General features: G+C 51.0%; 15 protein-coding genes and 3 pseudogenes. 10 read left to right on the forward strand and 8 right to left on the reverse strand.

What is annotated here, in order from left to right:
* Positions 1-257: 257 nt before the first annotated feature.
* The 6 genes from V9K95_RS23460 to V9K95_RS23485 all read left to right on the forward strand — a co-directional run bounded on the left by V9K95_RS23460 (position 258) and on the right by V9K95_RS23485 (position 5,939).
* Positions 258-734, forward strand: coding sequence for a CHRD domain-containing protein (locus V9K95_RS23460; protein WP_336442387.1), 477 nt, complete (start codon positions 258-260; stop codon positions 732-734).
* Positions 735-905: 171 nt separating this feature from the next.
* Positions 906-1,493: a DUF3455 domain-containing protein gene (locus tag V9K95_RS23465; protein ID WP_336442388.1), complete on the forward strand. Its 588-nt coding sequence runs from the start codon at positions 906-908 to the stop codon at positions 1,491-1,493.
* 81 nt (positions 1,494-1,574) lie between these two features.
* Positions 1,575-2,321, forward strand: coding sequence for a superoxide dismutase (locus V9K95_RS23470; protein ID WP_336442389.1), 747 nt, complete (start codon positions 1,575-1,577; stop codon positions 2,319-2,321).
* A 204-nt stretch (positions 2,322-2,525) separates the two neighbouring features.
* Positions 2,526-3,014, forward strand: a complete 489-nt coding sequence (locus tag V9K95_RS23475) for an RNA polymerase sigma factor (protein WP_442958607.1) — start codon at positions 2,526-2,528, stop codon at positions 3,012-3,014.
* The gene (locus V9K95_RS23480; protein WP_336442391.1) at positions 3,007-3,798 is read left to right on the forward strand and encodes a hypothetical protein; all 792 of its coding nucleotides are present in this window, start codon (positions 3,007-3,009) and stop codon (positions 3,796-3,798) included. Before V9K95_RS23475 ends, V9K95_RS23480 begins: the two co-directional genes overlap by 8 nt.
* A gap of 1,616 nt (positions 3,799-5,414) precedes the next feature.
* Positions 5,415-5,939, forward strand: a complete 525-nt coding sequence (locus V9K95_RS23485) for an RNA polymerase sigma factor (protein WP_336442392.1) — start codon at positions 5,415-5,417, stop codon at positions 5,937-5,939.
* A gap of 207 nt (positions 5,940-6,146) precedes the next feature.
* Here V9K95_RS23485 and V9K95_RS23490 read toward each other — a convergent pair.
* The 3 genes and pseudogenes from V9K95_RS23490 to V9K95_RS23500 form a co-directional block, all read right to left on the reverse strand.
* Positions 6,147-6,351: pseudogene (locus V9K95_RS23490) on the reverse strand (IS6 family transposase); the annotation flags it as partial.
* Between the two features lie 290 nt (positions 6,352-6,641).
* Complete coding sequence (locus V9K95_RS23495; protein ID WP_336442399.1) at positions 6,642-6,956, reverse strand: calcium-dependent protein kinase; 315 nt, start codon at positions 6,954-6,956, stop codon at positions 6,642-6,644.
* Between the two features lie 434 nt (positions 6,957-7,390).
* Positions 7,391-8,542: an alpha/beta fold hydrolase gene (locus V9K95_RS23500; protein ID WP_336442393.1), complete on the reverse strand. Its 1,152-nt coding sequence runs from the start codon at positions 8,540-8,542 to the stop codon at positions 7,391-7,393.
* A gap of 501 nt (positions 8,543-9,043) precedes the next feature.
* On the opposite strand from V9K95_RS23500, the gene V9K95_RS23505 reads away from it, so the two are divergent.
* A complete protein-coding gene (locus V9K95_RS23505; protein WP_336442394.1) occupies positions 9,044-10,834 on the forward strand; it encodes an FAD-dependent oxidoreductase in 1,791 nt (596 codons plus the stop codon).
* Between the two features lie 253 nt (positions 10,835-11,087).
* Here V9K95_RS23505 and V9K95_RS23510 read toward each other — a convergent pair whose 3' ends face one another.
* A complete protein-coding gene (locus tag V9K95_RS23510; protein WP_336442395.1) occupies positions 11,088-11,267 on the reverse strand; it encodes a hypothetical protein in 180 nt (59 codons plus the stop codon).
* Between the two features lie 343 nt (positions 11,268-11,610).
* On the reverse strand, positions 11,611-11,799 hold the full coding sequence (locus tag V9K95_RS23515) for a DUF1127 domain-containing protein (RefSeq protein WP_336442396.1): 189 nt from the start codon (positions 11,797-11,799) through the stop codon (positions 11,611-11,613).
* Between the two features lie 2,275 nt (positions 11,800-14,074).
* Here V9K95_RS23515 and V9K95_RS23520 point away from each other — a divergent pair.
* Positions 14,075-15,025, forward strand: a complete 951-nt coding sequence (locus V9K95_RS23520) for a cytochrome P450 (protein ID WP_336442400.1) — start codon at positions 14,075-14,077, stop codon at positions 15,023-15,025.
* A gap of 220 nt (positions 15,026-15,245) precedes the next feature.
* Here the strand turns inward: V9K95_RS23520 and V9K95_RS23525 are convergent, their stop codons facing one another.
* The 3 genes and pseudogenes from V9K95_RS23525 to V9K95_RS23765 all read right to left on the reverse strand — a co-directional run bounded on the left by V9K95_RS23525 (position 15,246) and on the right by V9K95_RS23765 (position 19,149).
* Positions 15,246-15,404: a hypothetical protein gene (locus tag V9K95_RS23525; RefSeq protein WP_336442397.1), complete on the reverse strand. Its 159-nt coding sequence runs from the start codon at positions 15,402-15,404 to the stop codon at positions 15,246-15,248.
* A 524-nt stretch (positions 15,405-15,928) separates the two neighbouring features.
* A pseudogene (locus V9K95_RS23760) lies at positions 15,929-16,551 on the reverse strand (transposase); the annotation flags it as partial.
* Positions 16,552-18,915: 2,364 nt separating this feature from the next.
* Positions 18,916-19,149, reverse strand: a complete 234-nt coding sequence (locus V9K95_RS23765) for a DUF1127 domain-containing protein (RefSeq protein ID WP_442958608.1) — start codon at positions 19,147-19,149, stop codon at positions 18,916-18,918.
* A gap of 36 nt (positions 19,150-19,185) precedes the next feature.
* On the opposite strand from V9K95_RS23765, the gene V9K95_RS23540 reads away from it, so the two are divergent.
* Both V9K95_RS23540 and V9K95_RS23545 read left to right on the forward strand, forming a co-directional pair.
* Positions 19,186-19,362 (forward strand): hypothetical protein, encoded by a 177-nt coding sequence (locus tag V9K95_RS23540; RefSeq protein WP_336442398.1) that lies wholly within the window; start codon positions 19,186-19,188, stop codon positions 19,360-19,362.
* 702 nt (positions 19,363-20,064) lie between these two features.
* Positions 20,065-20,140, forward strand: a pseudogene (locus V9K95_RS23545) (beta-ketoacyl-ACP reductase); the annotation flags it as partial.

Raw genomic sequence — 20,140 nt, forward strand, 5'->3', positions numbered from 1 at the left:
AATACGTCGGGTTCCGTTTACAGTGCCGGTTTGACGACTGGAATTTTCAGCTGTGATCCTTCGAGGCTGCAATTGCCCGTAACGTGAAACTCGCACGTCCTGACGGCGATCACATTTCTCATGCAGCGGGCCATCGTGCTCCTTGGCGCCAGATCGTCGTGGGTACCGCGCCACCGGGCCAGTTCGTCGCGCTCGAATAAATCCACGCCTAGATCGTTTACTGCCCGCATCTCAAACATAACGCAAAGGTAAATTCAATGATTCGCAATATTCGTGTGGCACTGCCGCTGGTGATTGCTGCTGTGCTTGGCTTCAGCAGTTTGGCTTACGCTGAAGTAAAGAAGTTCTCGGGTGCGCTCGCGGTCCAAGGATCGGTCATATCTAAAGGAAAGGGCAAGGTCTGGGGAACCTACGACACGACCAGTCGCAAGCTGTCCTACAAGATCACCTGGTCAGGGCTCACTGGCCCAGTGACTGCCGCCCATTTCCACGGTCCGGCATCTATTGGCGAAAAAGCCGCCGTGCTGGTTCCGATTGAAGGAACTTACAAGAGTGGCATGGCTGGCTCCTCCAAGGTCGATGCCAAGACCGCCCAGGTGATCCTCGCTGGCATGACCTATCTTAATCTGCACACCGCAGCGAACCCCAACGGCGAGATCCGCGCCCAGGTTCAGTTCGACAGGCGGCAAAAGTCGATCACGCTGAAGAAAGATCACAGCTCGATGGGCTACTAAGCGGGAAGCGCGGACCTGCCAGGGTCCGTGCTTCTTCTCTTGGTCACATGCCGAAGGGAGCCTGAAATTTTTTGAATGAGCTCGCGGAGTTGAATGAATAAAAATCTCAGTCCACCGTTTACAACATGATGCCGGTCTGTGTGACGAGCCGGCGATATTACAAGGTGGCTCATGAAGAATATGACAATTTATCAGGATAGCTGGCAGCATAGGGCTGCTGGATCGATCAGCCCGGCCGTCAGGCCAGAAACAGTGGCACGGCGCACATCGATCGCTGCAGCTCTAATGTTACTGGCCGCAGTTGCCGTGGATTCTGATGCTTTGGCAGCGAATTTTCCTGCTGGCCTGTCGGCTGAGGGGAAGACCCAACTTTTGACGGTGCATGCTGAAGGCGTCCAGATTTACGAGTGCAAAGCTGATCCCGTGGGTGGCTTAAAATGGCAGTTCCGCGAGCCGCTCGCCACTCTTCTGAAGGACGGCAAGACGGTTGGGCGCCACTTCGCGGGCCCGAGCTGGGAGCTCGTTTCCGGAAGCGCTGTTGTTGGCAAGGTGGAGGCCCAGGCACCGGGAGCGACACCAAGCGACATCGCCGTGCTGGAGCTGAGCGTCATCAAGAGGCGTGGCACCGGGGAGCTCGAGAAGACCACCACGATTCAGCGGCTCGATACTAAGGGCGGCGTGTTCAGCGGCTCGTGCAACATGCCCGGTATGTTCCATCTTGAGCCCTACACCGCTGAATACGTCTTCCTCAGCGACTGACCAACGGCCCGCTAGGCTTGGCTGGAGGGCTCCCGGCCACTGCCGCAGCCAATCGATGGTAGAACCAAGGAGATCAATAACATGACCACACTGACCCGCCGCAATCTTCTGACCGTTGCCGCAGGCGCGACAGCTGTCCTTGCAACCACCCGTCTCAGCCTCGCGCAGCAGTACGACAACACCGAGAGTGCCGGCACCGGTGCGCCGTTCGTCCTTCCCGCACTGCCTTACGCAATCAATGCGCTCGAGCAGTCGATCGATGCACAGACCATGGAATTGCACCATGGTAAGCATCATGCGGCCTACGTCAACAATCTGAACGCCGCCGCGAAGATGGCGCCTCAGATCGCCGAGCATCCGATGGAGCACGTTCTTTCTAAGCTGAACGATGTGCCGGAGAGCATCCGTACAACTGTACGCAATAATTTGGGCGGACATGTCAATCACTCGATGTACTGGCAGATCATGGGCGGCGACGGCGCCAAGGCAAGCGGGGAGCTTCTCGCAGCGATTGACCGCGATCTCGGCGGGCTCGAGAAACTCCAGATGGATTTCAACACCACTGGCGGTCGTGTTTTCGGTTCAGGCTGGGTGTTCGTAACGGTGAGCCCCGACGGCGAGCTGGCAATTGAAGCGCGGGTCAACCAGGACACGCCTCTGATGGACGGCAAACGCGTTCTGTTCGGGAACGATGTATGGGAGCACTCCTACTATCTCAGATACCAGAACCGCCGTGCAGACTATCTCAAAGCCTGGTGGAACGTCGTCAACTGGTCGAAGATCGCTGAGCGTTATGAGAGCGCGAAAAAGGGTACGTTGGCGATCTAAGGGTCATGCTGAATTTTGAGGGAAGTCGAGTTTCGTGATGGCGGTTTGCGAGATACCGGCAGACCGTCGTGAGATTCATGCACCGTGCCTTTGCGTGTCGCCGGCTGGCGCCAATTTCGCACGGAACAATCTTGGCCTAGCTGGATGAGGACTCACAGAATAAGCGCAAACGGCTATGATCTCAGAAACGACGTTGTCTTCCACATGGATCGACTGTGGCGTTACGGCTTGGTGCTCTCTCGCCAACGTGACGTGGCGGAGGACCTTGTGCAGGCTACATGTTTGAGAGCGCTTGAGCGTAGCAAACAGTTTCAGCCGGGCACGCGTCTGGACCGCTGGCTCTTTGCGATTTTGCACTCGATCTGGATCGATGAAATGCGATCGCGGCGAGTCCGCATGGGTCAGGGCTTCGTAGAAGCCAGCTCAGCACTTATACTCGACGGAGCTTACGATATTGAGACCCGTACACTCGCGAACCAGATGTTGAGGAAAGTCGACGCTCTGCCCGAAGCGCAGCGGGCAGCGGTGTTTCTCGCCTATGTTGAGGGGTTTTCCTACCGGGAAGTCGCCGATTTGCTGGGTATTCCAATCGGCACTGTCATGAGCAGGCTTGCGACGGCCCGCGCGAAGCTCGCTAGCGGTAATGAAACAGACGAACACCCAAATCTTGTGAAAGGAGGTATCTATGTCTGAACATGATAGAGACAGCGTGACCTCTGACGAAATTCTCGTCGCTTTCCTCGATCGGCAGCTCGCTCCGGAGCAGCAACGTGTGGTAGCTGAGCTGTTGGAGAAAGATGAGGTGCTGGTTCAGCGTCTCACCTTTCTGGCGGCGTGCCATTCGCCGGTCCGCGATGCTTTTGACGCGCTGCTGGATGAAGCCCCTACTCACCGGATGGCGGAAAATTTCTGGCGCGCAGCCGTTCGGAACGATTACGCACACACATTCAGCCGACGTCATATGATTGCCGCAGCAGTTAGCTTGGTCGCTCTTGGAATTGGCGGCGGTATCGGTATTGATAAGCTCCTGGGTAACCGACAGTCTGGAGACGAAGACGGCTGGCGTATAGCAGTGGCGCACTACATGTCGCTGTACTCGACTCTGACGCTGGCGAATTTATTAATCGAGCCCGCAATGCTCGATGCGCAGATCGCCAGCGTTAGCCAGGCGCTGGGAATGCCAGTGGAACGCAAGGATGTGACCTTGCCGGGCCTTGAATTCAAACGCGTGCAACTGCTTCAATTCAAGAGCAAACCGCTAGCGCAGTTCACCTATCTTGATGAACAATTTGAACCGCTGGCGCTGTGTGTCTTCGCCAACAGCTCGGGTGCGGCGCTGCCGCAGTTCGAACAGCGCCACGGTATGAATATCGTCTTCTGGTCGACGGCCTTGCATTCATTTCTAGTGATCGGACATGCCTCTCCTGAAAAACTCGGGATGCTTGCTGAACAACTGCGCGAGGCAGTGCCTGTCTAGGGGCCTCCAGCGCATCCAGTGGTGCTAGCTCCATACAAGGGTCATTATAGCAGGCCTCAGCGACGAGGCGTGATTGTCGCCGGTTCAGCACTCGGAGAAACACATCGCCAGCTTGCAGCGTCTTACACGATGACTTCGGTGTTGCGAACAATGCATCTATCTGTGCGTCGATAATCGGCGGTAAAGTAGGAAGTTTATTAGAAAGATAGTTTTATGCTCTAATTGATGCCGTTGATCTCGTGCAGGACGAGCGTTTAATGTGTCAAGCCCTGAAGAACTTCGTGATGGCATCTGGCTTTGATCGCTTCGCATATATCTATACCTCATCAACGGAAATCGCTGGCTTCAGCGATAATGCACTCGAATGGCGAGATCCATCGACGACAGGTTTACATTCCAGTCGATTCACTAGTTCTGATGGCGACGCGTCATGTCGTTGTTCAACTGGTCGGCCGAGGGTTCGCTGCTTCACCAACTGGCACCAAATGAGAGGTAGTTTTTTCTCACAGACCATCGATTTCTGGAGTTCGCTCTGGAGCTTACAATGGAGACTAGCTAGGGCGGCTTCGCCATGCTCATCATGGTCAGCAACAGTCGGCGCGCGGATATATCTATGCTTTCCGATGCATCATACGGCGACTGCTGTTGTATATGTGTACTTGCGTGTCGGCATGACCACATCCGGTGCTTTGGAGCAGTCGACGGTCCCTCTCATCTCAAGAGACCGTTTGTCTCAACTCCCTTAGAAGCATGTATGTCGGAGATCCAAAATCGTTGGGATGGACGTTGCACGGTTCAGTATCATCTCCACAATGCCAGGCTAAATCAGCACGGTAAACCTTCCGCATGGGGAGCAAATTGCACCCCAAAGCACTTGATCAGTTGAGGTCGCACGCTGGCATGATTCTGCAGGGTGACTGGCCCACTGTGCATCCTCGGCGTTATCGATTAGCTCACTTCTGGAGGTACTGCAGCCGCTGCGCATGGAGGGTGGTAATCTCCTTAGCCAACTTCAGCGCGTTGGATTTAAGCGCCTCGATGGCGTCAGCTCAAGACTCCTGTTGACTAGTCGCACCAATGTGGCCAAGGAACATCCCTCCATCAGATCACGCGGCGGAGATGATGACGACATTTTGCAGAAGGAGATCCCCTGTTCGAAATAGCGGAGATATTTCATGGATAAGCAAACCCAATCTCTGGAACGTTGTTTCAATTGAAAGCAACAGACACCAGTTGAACATATTTGTTGAAGGCAAGACGACTATTAATCCGATCACAAAGATTTCGACCGGAGGCAGCAGTCATGCTGCAGTTTTTTCATTTGCTACCCACAATCATTCCTTACCGCCCGAGACTCTTTGCGCATCAGTCTTCTCCGGTTGATGCACTGATAACAATACGATTGCCAGAGCGTTCCAGGCAAGGACGAAAGGCATCAGGGCTTGGCTGTGTGACCTCATGAAGTGGACGATTGATGCACAAACGGGGCCTTTGGCGAATGATGACAAGCCCCTGGTGATGGCTGACTCTCTTCGAGCGCGCCGTTATCTTTCCTGCCAGATTAAGCGATCTACACCTGCATGGGGCGAGCTGTTTGCAAAGCGACGGCAATGCATATGAGCACAAAGACCATTGTAGCAACCGACCATGACATCCAAGTTGAGCTCGTTGGCTACATGGCTCGGCTGTGGCGCTATGGGCTTCTTCTTTCGCGTCAGAAAGACGTAGCTGAAGAGCTGGTTCAGGCGACGTGTTTGCGCGCCATGGAACGGTCTCGGCAGTATCAACCCGGGACACGCCTGGACCGTTGGCTGTTCTCCATTCTCCATTCGATATGGATTGATGAAGTGCGCACCAGAAGGGTTGGTATAGGACAAGGCTATGTTGATGCGGAAACCGCCCTTGTCGTAGACGGGCAGCGCGACATCGAGACACGAATGCTCGCCAATCAGATCCTGCGCAAGGTCGACGCCTTGCCGGAAGCGCAACGATCCGCGGTGTTTTTGACCTATGTCGAAGGATTTTCCTATCAGGAGGTCTCTGAACTCCTAAGTATCCCGATTGGTACCGTTATGAGCCGCCTTGCCAGTGCGCGCCTGAAACTTGCCACGGACGAAACAGGGAACATTCGCGCGAGCTAAAGGCATCAACGATGGCTTGGCTAGGCCTCCCGCTCAGTTACAGCACTGCGCGTCTTAGGAGCGTATCATCCTCGGGTTTCGCTGGCGACTCCACCACGAACATGTTGCCGCAGAGTGGCCATTTGCAGGTTGTTGCCGATTGCCCCATCAACCGGCAAACTTAACCCGACGTATCTTGGTTTGGCGCTCCAGTGACTTTGCAGCGGATCACCATGTCGCTTGTACGCATGCGATTTCGCGCCAGACATCCATGGCAGCGTTGCGATGATTACGATAGTCGGACGATGAATATTGGTCGAGGAAAATGGTGGAAGTTGGCAATGGGATCATGGATTGAAACGAAGCGTTGAAGCTGGCGGATTGATTTGAATTGTTTCGTGATCCGCTCCCGACGTCGAATTGGCTGGTGTGTGACGATGGTACCGTTATAGGCAAGCAGATCTTCCACCATGCGAAGTGGAGTGGCAAGCACAAAACAGCGACACACCGCCTCGATGATAGTCTCAGCTGTAAAACGGTGACGGCGACAATGGGATTCGGAGCATCGGTCATCACTAAAGTCACAAGAATTCATCGCTAACTGGTTAAGTTTACGGTTCAGCCCGGTGTCTTGATCGGCAAGCGACCACAGGCCGCTCACCATTTACTACAACGAGGGCGTCGCGCCCGTCGTCCCAATGACGATAAAGTGGATCTCCCGACTTATCTTTCCGGCATTGCAGATGAGTGGTGCGATGATATCAGCCACTGATCACCATTGAACTCATAAGTATACGTGTACCTCGCCACAAATTTGAACCCGTCGCCGAACGTGAACGTATAAGTTCCCGAGTCGATAGCTGTATTGCAGCCAATTTTTATTCGCCGAAAATTGATCCTTCCGCGTGGATGATTTTCAAGGAAATGTTGGAAATAATCGATCCGTTCGGCTTGGGTCAGCCTAGGTATATTGGAAACCGTCGGAAGCAAGATTGCATCCTCAGCATAGTTTTTCACCACCTCGTCCGCCTTTTGTATCGCAAGTGAAGCGTTTCAGCGCTCGAAAAGTTGTGCAACGTCATCCTGGCTGACGTGAACACAAGACTGAGTCGACATCAGCTCCTCAGCTGACGCCGTCGTGTAGCTTGCAAGCATGACCATAAAGACTACCGTGGCAATCGCCGAACGCATTTCAACCTCCTTAAAATTTTCGTGAATCACTTATGGATGAGCATCTCGGACACGCCTCAACACACAGTTCAGGCACCCGATGCTTCTAATCCCATTATCGCCGTCACCGTTTGCAATCGTCGCGGTCATAGGCAGAGTGGGATTTCAATCATTCATGCCAGCCATGTCCACGAGGAACATAGCCAAGCACCAAGTTTCATTGCTCAGTACCTGATGGAGATCTCTTCAGGGGCGTGATCACAATACCAGCCACCATCTCTTGTCTGCAACATAGAAAGGATTCAAGGGGTCATCGTCGAAGCAGGTCGATTGGCGCGACCACCTTGCTTTTTGAAGAACCTGATGATTTTGTTCAGAATGGCGTTGCGATACTGGTCGCTTTCAATGAGAAGCTCGTGCCGTGCGCCACCAATCAGCTCCATACGACACGATCCCCTACGAGACGAATTCACAGCATCGCAGAATTGTTTCTGCCCACCGGGTTTCACTAACCTGTCATTGCTTGCTTGGAAAAGCAGAACCGGCGTTTTGATGCGGTATGCGTTCTGCACGCTCTGGCGAGAGGCTTTACAGCTTTGATATGCCCAGTTGAAGCTTGGTCCTCCGAGCTGCGCCTCGGGGGAGTATTTAAGCTCACGGCGTTTCAGAATTTCATAGCGAGTTTGGCTACTGGTAAAATCGCGGTCCGGGTTAAAATCTCCATGCTCCATATATGGCCCCCGCCCCCAGACGTATTTGTTGCGAGGCCCTAGCCGAAGCAACCAACACAGACTGTTGGGAACCGGGCTGAGATTGGGCTCATGCATAGGTGACGATAAAGCGACTGCAGAAAAGTCCTTTGCGTATTTCTCTAGATACAACGATCCGATAGTACCACCCATGGAATGGGCAACAAGATATAATCGCGCGTTGCTCGGCTTTGCAATTTTTTCCACGAAGGTTTTGAGATCTATCACGTAATCATCGAAGCGTTCCACATGGCCAAGGTCATGTAAGCTTTTCACGACCGTTGGGTCGGCTTGTTGCTTTTTGTTCGGCTTGATCAGTCTCTCGGAGAAGCCTTGGCCACGATGGTCGAGAATATAAACCTGATATCCTGCTTGCCAGAGATCATATACAATTTCACGATATTTGATAAAGCTCTCTCCATAGCCATTCAATATTACAATTCCTTCGGTGCTGTCGGGACGCGCAAAAACCATGGATGCGATACGCACACCGTCTATGCCGGAGAAGTCGCGGCGCTTGCCGCGACTATTCCAGAAGTTGAGTATCTTACTTTCATAAATCCCAGCGAGATCAGCCTCCTTCGTCAGTGACTGCGCCGCAACCCCATGTGGGACAGGCATCGATGCTGCCATTGCAAGAGCGAGAACTGCTCCTCTCGACCCGCGAGGGATTATTGTGGACACCAAGTGAAAATATTGCAGCATGATTGTTCCTTCCGGTCGAAACCTTTGTGGTCGGATTAATAGTCGTCATGCTTTCAACAAATATGTTGAACTGGTGTCTCTTACTTTCAATTGAAACAGGGTTACGGAGTTCTGGATCGGCCGACTATAATAAGCGAGGTCGGTACACTTCAGCATTGCTTCCATTACGCAATCATAACAATCGACGGAGCAAGCGAACGGATGACTCCGACCCTTGACAGTGACATTGAGGCGCGCCTCTCACGAATGCCATGTTGGGCATATTGCTTAAAGATGGCGCATTAGCGCCCCAAGAAATTCGACCATGAGAGGTACCGATTCAGCCGCTAGCAAGCGTACAGTCATTCGGCGAGATATCAGATCATTACAAATGAAATCATTTTATACTTGAATTCTTCCCTCTAAACGCTTTAAAATTTGTATAACATATGTCATATATACTATATTGATATTTACGTTGCTTTAAAAACTATAAGTATCTTTCAAATTACGAGGAATAGCATGATCGAGAATGTGATTGAGACGGATGTACTCATTATCGGCAGTGGCCCATCAGGTCTTACAGCAGCAGTGGGGCTGGCACAGCAGGGCATTCGTACTCTCGTTATCACCAAGCACCGTCGCCTGTCCCCTACGCCGCGCGCTCATGTGACCAACCAACGCACTTTTGAGGTGTTGCGGGATTTTGGGCTTGAGGAGCGTGCCAGGGCACTTGCCACCCCATATAAGCAGATGCCAGACGAGTTATTTATGCGTTCGCTGGTCGGTGAGGAATTCGGCCGCGTAAGAGGAATGGGCACCGAAGGTGGTAATCATGACGTTAGTCCATGCTCGATGGCTGACTTACCCCAGCACTTGTTGGAACCACTGCTCTTTGACGCGGCGACCTTGATGGGAGCGCATGTACGCTTCGACACGGAACTCGTTTCATTCACGCAGGATGCTGACGGGGTAACGGCTGAAATGAGCAATCGCCTTTCGGGTAAACGCGACACCGTAAGGGCTCGCTTTCTAATCGGGGCAGATGGCGGGCGCAGCCTCGTTGCCCAGACGCTAAATCTTCCCTTCGAGGGACCCGGTGAAATCGGGGGAAGTGCCAACATACATTTCACTTGTGACCTCACACCTTACGTCGCTCATCGCCCCGGGATGCTTTATTTCCTCGTGCGTACACCTGAGGACAAGGATGGTGCCGGATTGGGCATTCTGCGCTGTATCAAGCCGTGGAGCAGCTGGCTTCTTATAAAAGGATATTCCTCCGGCCAAGGAACGCCGGAACTTTCCGAATCCGATGCTGCCGACGTCGTTTGCGACTATCTTGGCATTCGCGATCTCTCGTTGAAGGTTACCGGCATCGACCGCTGGCCAATGAACGCACTGTATGCGCGCCGCTATCACGGCGGCCGTGTCTTTTGTATGGGTGATGCGGTCCACCGACATGTCCCATCCAATGGGCTTGGTTCAAACACCGGAATACAGGACGCCTATAACCTCGCCTGGAAGTTGGCACTGGTTGTGCGCGGAAAGGCGATGCCGCGACTACTTGATAGCTATAGCGACGAACGAGCACCTATCGGTCAACAAGTCGTCGAACGCGCTACGAAAAGCCTTCAAAGTTATGCCCCGATTCTTGATGCGTTAGGCGTCATTGGCACAGGGCCCAGCGAGGGAGCCCGTAACTTGTCAGAAATTGGGTTAGCTACGCCGACAGGGGCCCAGCGGCGTGAAGCGCTACGTATTGCGGTTCGTCGGAAGATTTATGAATTTCAGGCGCGAGGGGTCGAGTTCAATCAGTTTTATCGCTCGAGTGCCGTAATTAACGATAGACCTGAGCTGGATAGTAACGGAAATGATTTAGAACTGTATCATCACTCGACCACTTCTCCTGGGGCAAAACTGCCTCATGCATGGGTGCAACGTGACGGAAGGAGCCTCTCGACACTGGATCTCGTCGGTGGAGGGCGATTCACTGTCTTGACCGGAACTGGCGGTGAGTGCTGGATTGCGGCCGCGAAGGTAGTTTCCAAACAGTTTGGTCTCGATATCGCGTCATTCTCTATCGGGGCTGGCTGCAGAATTACTGACCTATACTACGAATGGAACAGCCGCCGAGAAATTGAGGACGACGGATGCCTGCTCATTCGCCCTGACGGGTATATTGCTTGGCGCTGCCGCGTTGCCCAACGGGACAAAGCGGAAGAAGTACTGGCCAGTGCTCTATCTTCTATCCTAGGGTACAAGACAGCGCCTAGTCTACAAGGACATGTCCTGCCAACGGAAGAAAATGCCTAATTACTGGCGAGCACAGGGCAAGGAAAATCGAACTGTCTTGGAGCGGGATGCTTATCGGAACTCCAGCATAGGTATATCTATCCAGACCTTTCAAGGACAACAGCCATAAACATTTACATTGCAAAACCTCAAAAACTCGTTGAGAGCTTTCTGCTTCTTGAGGGCGGCAGTTCCAATTTACTATTGTTTTATTCAGCCAATGATGGCGAGGGTCTGACGTCGGGGAAAAGTATGATTTGCAGTTGCAGTTCACTCAAATTAGTTTTTCTTCGGTTGGTTCGCTATCTCTGTCACTGGCAGGGCTGTATAGCACGATGAAATCGCCGATATATCCAATATAAATCCAGGCGTTATCTAGGGCGCGCGGCAAAGCACGGGCTGCCACCATATCGATATAATCCGGCTGTTGGTGAACCAAATTCTGGCTATTCAAATGTAAGGATCCGCGGATTTTCGGCTCCTCCAAGAGCCTCCATTCGCCCTAACACCATGAAGCTTTTCATCGCTACGCTCCATGCTAAGTAATGAGCATGGCGAGTTCATGCCACATGTTGCGCTCATATCGACGCGACAAGGTTGGATTCGAAACTATATGCTAGAGGGCACCAACACGACGGCCGTGGCAGCTTAGATAACAAATAAATGTTCGTGTTATTAAAGTCGGTGGAACCAAGTTTAGCTCACATCAATGATTAGCGCTCTGCCCAATCATGATATGGGCAGAGCGCTATCATAGTACTAGAGAAGCATACTCAGCTGACGCCCAACCCGAACGCTCATCCAATTCCACCACGCCCCTGGCGCACAATATAGTAGATATCATTGCGCCTGATACCGAGATCGCCAAGCAGAGAGTCGTCTAATCCTTCAAGATGCTGCTCTGCGCTTCGAATATTCTGGCTGCGCCTCAAAGCGCCAATTATTGAATGCAGGGGTGTCAGGTATCGCGACTGATGCAATTTCATAACGGTCCTCTTGTTGATAAATCAATATTCAAGGCGCCCAAAAACTGAGCAACCAATGGCTATTTTTTACTCACCAGCGTTCGCGCATTATTTCGGGAAATTCGTAATTCCATTGCATATGAAATCTTTGCCAACTGGACCTGACGCAAGATTGAGAATGTGTGTTGCACTCACATCAGCACTCCCACCACGAAAATTTGGAAGTGCCGACGGGGAATGGCGGCACCGCTCGCCTCACCTTTCAGGGAATGCCTTTCCGATCAAAACTGATAGGCAGGCACCCCATCCTCAGAGTACAGCCATACCGTAATGATATGCATTGAGTGCATTTCCACCAGAGAGCATTTAGGGTGGCTTCGGATGTGGGTGCCCTGCGGAATCTTTGCAACACCAATTATTCCATTAATCTAGAACGGTTGCGATCTTAAACTCTAAGGTTACAGCCACAACGCAATTTCGTAGAATTGACATTGCATTGTGATCGCCGAAGCCTAAACTGTTTTTTATAATTTGGAATGCAATAGTCATTGCATTCCTTCATGGAGGTTTGGCATTCCAATCGGATTGGACGATTAGCTTGGCCTTTACAGGGTTAATGGCGTGAGATGCTGCGCAGATGAAGTGCTGTAATGACGGAGTTCGTGAGCAATGCAGCTGGGGAGTGAGCCCTACCTAAACATCAGGATTGCGATTGTTAAGCCGCAGTATCTGACGATGCACAGTACCCAAGAGTATGGACCTCTTGGGTACTGAGGCATGCCGATTAATTGGCGCAGTGTTTATTGCCATTCTTTTAAGCTAACTGCCTACCCAAATTGGGGAAGCAACAAAGTGCTCCGTCTCGGGGCCCTGCGTGATCTCCGTTCCATTGTGTGATCAAACTACCTGAATGAAATGATACTTCCGGAAAACATGACGATATTTCTGGTCCAACTAAAGGAACTCGAACCTTGAAAAACTCAGTACTAGAAAAAGCCCTCATCCAAGGAATAGGAGGGCTTCCCGTCCTGACAGCTGCAGAACTTGACGTAGATCCCCAGGGTGATTAGGTCGTTGGTGCAAAACACACCTGTCGTAGCATACGAGGGAGGCGAATATTTCGTTCTTCGCCATGCAGATATCATGCTGCTTAGCGCATACCCTTGCTGCGGCCAACTGAAACAGTAATTCCACAAATCCGCGGCATCACTCACGGTGCGCTGTTTGACATTTTTTTAATATGGTACATCGCGAACGACGGTACACAAGCGTCGCCGCTCTCCGATTGCCCGCGCTTTGGCGGAACAGAGGATAGGGTCGATTTTGCCAGCTAGTTCGTAAATAAGATTTCCATTCTCGCGCTTGTCGAACTCTTTGGCGTTCACGAGACGGCTCGGCTAGTATTTCATCCAATGCATCGGTGATACTGGCAAAATTCTTCAGCTCCTTTCAACCTCCGACGATATTCCAACATGTACCACGCCAGCCGAACAGTTGCGGGTTTGTTTTGAAGTCGTTTTGGAGGAACGCTCCCGAATCTCCCCGGGGAAAACTTCCTGTCGGCGTTTCTGAGAGCCGCCGACGATGGCAATGGCCTTTCAGCGCCAGAGCTCATAATTCCAGATCATAACCCTGATTCTGGGAGGCACTCCATCTATCCGGCTGCGCTAGTGGCTCAGACGAGTCTGCTGCTTTTACATCGGGATCAATGGATAGCAATCTGCCAAGGTCCGCATCTGGTGCTAGCGACAGCCATGGGTGCTATACAGACAGTTCTCCCGATATTCTTCATCTGTTATCAGAATCCTGGTGAATCACTCACCCATTAGCTCACTGGTAGGCGAGTGAGACCACAATAGATGGTGCCCAAAAATAATCTGTCTTGCCGTAACGTTTGCAAGGATAATGCAGCGGAGCTGTGACCACCATAATTTCAATTGTAGCCTGTTTTTGTAATTCGCAATGAAAACTCAACTTGCAGTCTGCACTCCTAGCTCGAGCTTTGAGGCACATTGCAAAGGTAAGTACGTAGATGTCTAGCAATCCACAGACCAAATCCTATCCGGACATTGTTATGATTCCCAATGAAGATCTGGATCATAATGCCCATACCGTTTTCCGGCATTACAGAGAGAAAGTCCCATTCATAAAGTCTCCTATTGGTGTACCATTTGTCTTGAGGGCCAATGATGTATTGAACCTAGCGTCCAATCGGTTTACGCGCCAAGTGGAAACCGAGTTCCTCAGAATCCGAAACGTTACAGAGGGTCCTTTGTACGAGTTTGTCCGAAATTCGATGCTTTTCTCCAACGATACGACCCATCGTCATCGACGAGGTCCAATGACACCGGCGTTTGCATTCAAGATGATTGCAGAAATCAGACCTCAAATTCGCGCGCTCGCAGACAAAATACTCCGTGAAGGCTATGCTGACGGACAGATGGATTTCCTCCAGACATATGCCTCATCAATTCCTGCAAGGACCATCGCTGCCATCTTTGGTATTCCGGATTCAGATATATCCCGGTTTACACGCTCCATTTACACGATAGCAAAAGCAATTGGCGCTTCATGGTCGGCTAAAGACCTTCCGGAGATCGACCAGGCAGTCGTTGATATGCACAATTACGTGGAAGAACTTCTTGCGGATCGCCGCAGAAATCCACGAAACGATTTTCTTTCAGAGTATATTGGAATCGTGGAGCGGCAAGGCGTTCTTACCTCTTTTGAAGCAATCACACAAATAATAACTATTGTTTTAGGAGGAAGTGACACAACCCGAATGGCGATGGCGATGCAGGTATGCCTGTTGCTCGAGCATCCTGAGCAGTGGAATGCCATAGTGGAAGACCGGGGTCTGATACCGAATGCGGTTCTTGAGTCATTGCGCTTTGAGCCGTCTGTGGCTTCGATTCCCCGGTTTACGGTGGAAGATATCGAGATTGATGGTCATTTCATTCCTAAGGACCAACCGATTGCCCTTTCCACCATGTCCGCAATGCGCGATGCCGCGATTTATCCTGCCGGCGATACGTTCGACATTCGGCGCACTCATCCAAAATGGCATTTGGTGTTCGGTAGTGGTGCTCACAGATGTATCGGAGAAGCTCTTGCAAAAGCCGAGTTGGAGGAAGGGCTTGCGGCGCTGGTCGAGATAATGCCTTCACTGCGTCTCGTTGGACCGCGTCCCATAGCGAGCGGCTTTGCTGGAATCCGTTCTGTCACCGACATGACCGTGGAATGGTGAATCTGAGCATGATGAAGAGAAGCATCGTGAAATCGTTTCCGTCCTCATGAATAAGGTAGAGAACCACCCTTCCCTATGGACGTCACACGTGCACCACTTGGCCCTTTATAACTTAGTCGACTTCCATGGTGCTTGCTGTTTTCCAAGCGGATCGGAGGCGAGAAAACTTTCTGTAGGATAAACTGCAGCACCGGCGAGTGCAGAGCCGGCGATAATCGGATCAAAAACAAAACGGCAGAACCGCGAGTTTAGCGGTGACGATGCTTCCCCCGAGATCAGCAGAGGGCATGAATCCCGAAATCTTCTGTGGTTGCTCAATAACACTCTTCGCTTCGACCATAAACATCCAGACCAAGGCACGCTCGCCGTTGATATCCAAATTTCTCGAACCCTATCATTTTGATCCTATCGAAACGACGCACGATAGTTTATTTCCCATTATAAAGGTGTTTGACAAAGTGGGACGTAGGTTTGCATTTGTCATGTCTAGACGAGAAGGGAGGGCGGCGGCGCAGCGACGCTTAATTGTAGAGATTTGTGGTTTCAGGCTGGCCCCAGGGCGATATAGAAACGCCTCTCCTTATTAATCGGCTATTGTGAATCCACCCGATGCGATTCCAGCAGCTCGGTGTCCATTGATAGGCCACTGTCAGATTCAGCTTGCTATCGGTATCGACGCCGCTCCTACCCCGGCCGGGAGTTCACATAACAACAGAACGTTAGTTGGGTTTTACAAAGTTGTCGAAATCTACCGACGATGCTCGAAGGTAGCTTCATCCTTCGGAGGCCATCGGCCATGTGAAAATACCACCGTTACCCAGTGACTGGTTAACCTGACACCACAGCTTTATCCGGCACCGATTCGAGCCGAGGCGGTTTTTTGATACGCCAGATGGCCCGGTATGAACTGTCATTCAGCCATAACCTTCCACGCTTCGGCTGCTTGCGCGGCAGTTCCAGCCCCTCCCGCCACCTGATGCGCTCAACCCGTTTGACGTTCACATTCCAGTCAGCCTGGCGAAGCATCGCCGCGATTTCGGCGGTCAACGTCCGCGTCATCCGGGGTCTTTGCAATCTTGCTGTGCGTGCAACGATGCTGGCCAAGAACCCTGCATGCCCATCTTCTCAGACACGCCCAATTCTTAAACGATACTATCCAGCTGCGTTTCTTTATCTGTTTGATCGCATCTAGCTCAAATTCGTCCTTGCCTCGTTTTAGGGGACAAGGTGTCTACAAATCTAGGGGCTATCCAGTTTCCCTTGGCGGCCGCTGCCAAAATCATCTTGTCTAGCATGAGATCGGAAACGGCCTGCCGAAGTCGAGCATTCTCTGCCTCCAGTTCCTTCAGACGGTTCACCTGATCACCAATCAGACCACCGTATTCGGACCGCCATCGATAGTATGTAACTTCCGTCACCCTTATAGAACGGATCGCCTCCGCCATCGATTTTCCCTGCGCATTCAATAGGTCAACCTGACGGAGCTTCGTGACGATCTCTTCTGCTGTATGTCTTTTCTTTGCCATTTCAACGTCCTCCATGGCTCATAAGCCATACTCATGAAGAATCACTTTTCGGGGGCCAGACCAACCAAGCGCCATCGCATTAGTCCAGGACCATGTTTGGTCAGTACGCCTCACGCTTAACCCGTTTGAATCGAAGGAATTCACCCATTCTAAAGTCGGCTTTCGATCTCACTATAGCCCGAAAGACATGGCGAGACTGAACCCACCGTGATAGTCGGTTGACACACCTCAACTCTGTCCTTGTTGTCACACTTGTGGGCAGTGCTGATTGCTGACACCGTAATTATGATGAAGTTTTACACGTTCTTGGCGATAGTCCTTACATGCTGAAAGCATGAGCGGCAGAATAAGAGCATACTTACGATATTGCATATAGATCCTCTGAAGTGGGAATAAGGCACGTGAATATCGCCAAAATATCAGCGGCGTGCTCTGAGAAAAAAGAATGCCACTTGACCTGTGCTTATGTTGCACGTGCTACATAGTAGTCGTTGATAGAAGATCTGATTTCAATTGCTGGTAAGGAGCTTACCCCCACGTGCAAGCCAATCCGTATATGATTGCATTCGCACACCCGACCCGGACGAAGTCATCACTGCCGGATCTCGTTTTAACGGGTTTGGAGTTCCGACATAATAAGTAATTGAGTGTAAAAACATGGAAGTAGCTACGACAAACCATATTAGATACGGCAGGGGATGAGGTATTTCCCGACTACAATTCTCCTCTTCATGGGTGAGCAACGATGACCACATTGGAAGAATTTCCTCACCGGGGACAGCGCCGATTTTAGAGCGAGATCGGGAACCAACTCTTTTGGGTGGGGTTTCCTCACTCTTGTTCACCCATATACGCTGAGCCATTCGTACTCCCTGCCTAGGTTGATTTGACGTGAGCCGGTCGTCACAATGCATTTTGAAATCTGACACCACAGCGCCTGCACCTCTCAGACTAAAGTAGGCGTGATAGGTTTCACTCTAGTACAGTAATTCAGTAATCACGTTGCAATTGAAACTTACTAGGGTTGGGGGCCGGTATGATTTATCCGTCTCTGATAACGTTAACATGCGTACTGTAGCGGTAGCGCAATTCTTCAATGGGAATAGACGGTAACCGTATCCTGTCCTGAAAAAATACGCTGTTGGATGTCCCCTCCTGCTTCTTGCGTTGTCGATGGCTATTGTCATTCGCGTCTAGGCTGCTGTGCGCCGATGATCAACCAGAAGCCTTATCAGACCGAAAAGATGTCGATAACTTACGTCCCTTCCTGCCGTTCGACAGTGTGCGTAGATGGCGCTGTCACGGACCCGAGGATCAGATCAATCCCTTCCCCTGCAGAAGCTTAACCATGCGAAAAAAAGGCTACTGTCACGATGGACAGTAGCCGAGTTTGAAGGAATTAACCTTCGAGGGGAACACATCGGATGGAATGGGAAACCATCGGATGCCACTTATCTATCCTTGTTCCATAGGAATTCGCAACACCGGGAATGGTTACAGTTTCAATGCGATGGTGATATATGTAACACCCTTTTAAGAACTTAGATTTGATGTATGTACTGAAAGAGTGGAGAGAGAATTCTGATCCTACGAACAGCCTCTCGTGCTGTGGCAGCATGAACGGGCATCGGAATCTGGAGTGGGGTCTCCCAAGACGTAGCAGCATCTGTACTTCCCGGTTAGCCTGTTTCGGTAGACACCCAATGATAATGGCTTTGAAGTCCTAGCACCGTTCACTGGCAAGCCTGACTGACAACACGGCGGGAGAGAACTGTTCGATGACAACAGCGATTTGGCCCCGGCGTTGTCGGTGTGCTGCTGCCAATCCCTTTGATAATATTGGGCAAATCGGAAGATAAACGAGCAGCCCCCACTGCACAGGTCACTGCCAGGCGGGGCCATTCCACGCATTTGCCGTGTGGTTAAACGACAACTGTTCTTCAACCCTGGCAACTTGGTTAAGAAAGCGATCCGAGTGCAAATGCGTCAACACCCATGTCATCGCTATAGAGACTTACTGGAAAACTTTGCCGTTGTGACAAATGTGGCAGGATCCGATGATTTGCGAGGCAAGTATCACCTGGTTATTTCTGTTGCCAAAATTGCCTACCAGTTTTGTCAACGTCATGCTCACGCAAGAGATAAATATCGAGCTTGGTTAACCCGAATGCCAATAGGCTGTCGTCAGAGCTAGCGCTGAGCCAGACACGTATTTTATCCTTGCCGGGATCTTCCTTCGCAAGGATCAGTCTTTGCACTAAGGGGGAATTGGCCTTCACGTTGAAACCTTTAAGTTTTGGGGATAGGACATTGGAGTACTTTCGAGAGAGCTCACCAAATCAACGGTGTGAAGCTTAATTTTCCTCACATTGAGATGAAATAAGTGTAGTCAAAGCGACTAGAATCCCATGCAATATCGGTGCGCTTAAGGCCGATGTCATTGAGCATACGGTCGTTCATTTCGCTAAGTTGCCGAGTATCACCCTTCCACCTGCAGCTTAGGCAGAGCAATTTAGCTATCGCTTGCAAGTGAGATGTCGCACTATGATTTTTGGGCACCATTCGGCGCATTATTTTTGGTGATATCTGCGTTTCCATAACCTGTTTCCAAAAGAAGATAGTCGGCTGATAGCGATGAAATTTTCCACTTTGCGCACATCGCTTGTGCAGCTGATGATGAACATTTATGCAATCAGAATTATTTCAAGCAGAATGAAAATCGTTACATTGGTAGTGGAGCAGCGCGTGGCACCTGCTCTGCTGCTTAATTCTACGGGCATGGTTTTCCATTCGGCAGAAGAAGAGCCCTGACACAAGTGCGGCCGATGTAATCAGTGGAGCACCAAGAAGCTAAGCTCGCTTGCCTGAACAATCAGTCGAGCCAGAAATGTGCCGAAGCAAAATAAGCGCTACTTGCATAGTTGAAGATTCCAAATTCGCTAGCACGACCGCACCAATAGTCCACGTGAAGGAACCAGTAGGACGAATTGCATTTGTAACCTGAAATCTTGATTGAGTAATTATCGAGTAGCTTAATGCGCTAAAATTGTCGAAAAACGCAGGAAGTAAAAATGTTCAAATTTTTAAAAACCAGCTTGAGGCCGATGTTTAGGATTAATCGGAGCTTGTTGGGAAAACCATCTAGTGGATCTGCAGAGCATTGGGATGGATTAGAGCCATTTGATGTGCTGTGTGGCTGGGAAGGCAAAAAATAATCAGTTACTATACCATGTGAATGTTTTTGCAGTTCCGGACTTGGGGTGAGGGTATCCGCGCTTAACGTTGATCGCGGAACAATCGAGTGATCGATATTTCGTTGTTACACAATCAGCAAACATGTTGAACGGCCGTTATACGCTTCGCATAAGCCGTCTTAGCGTGACTGGAAGTTGCTGTTAAAATCTTTTGCTTCAGCTAGGGTGCGAGAAATTCGTATAAAGATGCAAACCGCCTCAGCAGTGCCTCCTAGACGGTCGGTGCTAATGCGTAGGAGCATGTACTAAAGGAGACTAAATGTTTGACCTTACTGGCCGCAAGGCTCTCATTACGGGCGCAACAGGTGGTATCGGTGAAGCGATTGCCCGCGCGC

This window comes from Phyllobacterium sp. CCNWLW183, assembly GCF_037203775.1.
In the GTDB taxonomy this organism is placed as follows: domain Bacteria; phylum Pseudomonadota; class Alphaproteobacteria; order Rhizobiales; family Rhizobiaceae; genus Phyllobacterium; species Phyllobacterium ifriqiyense.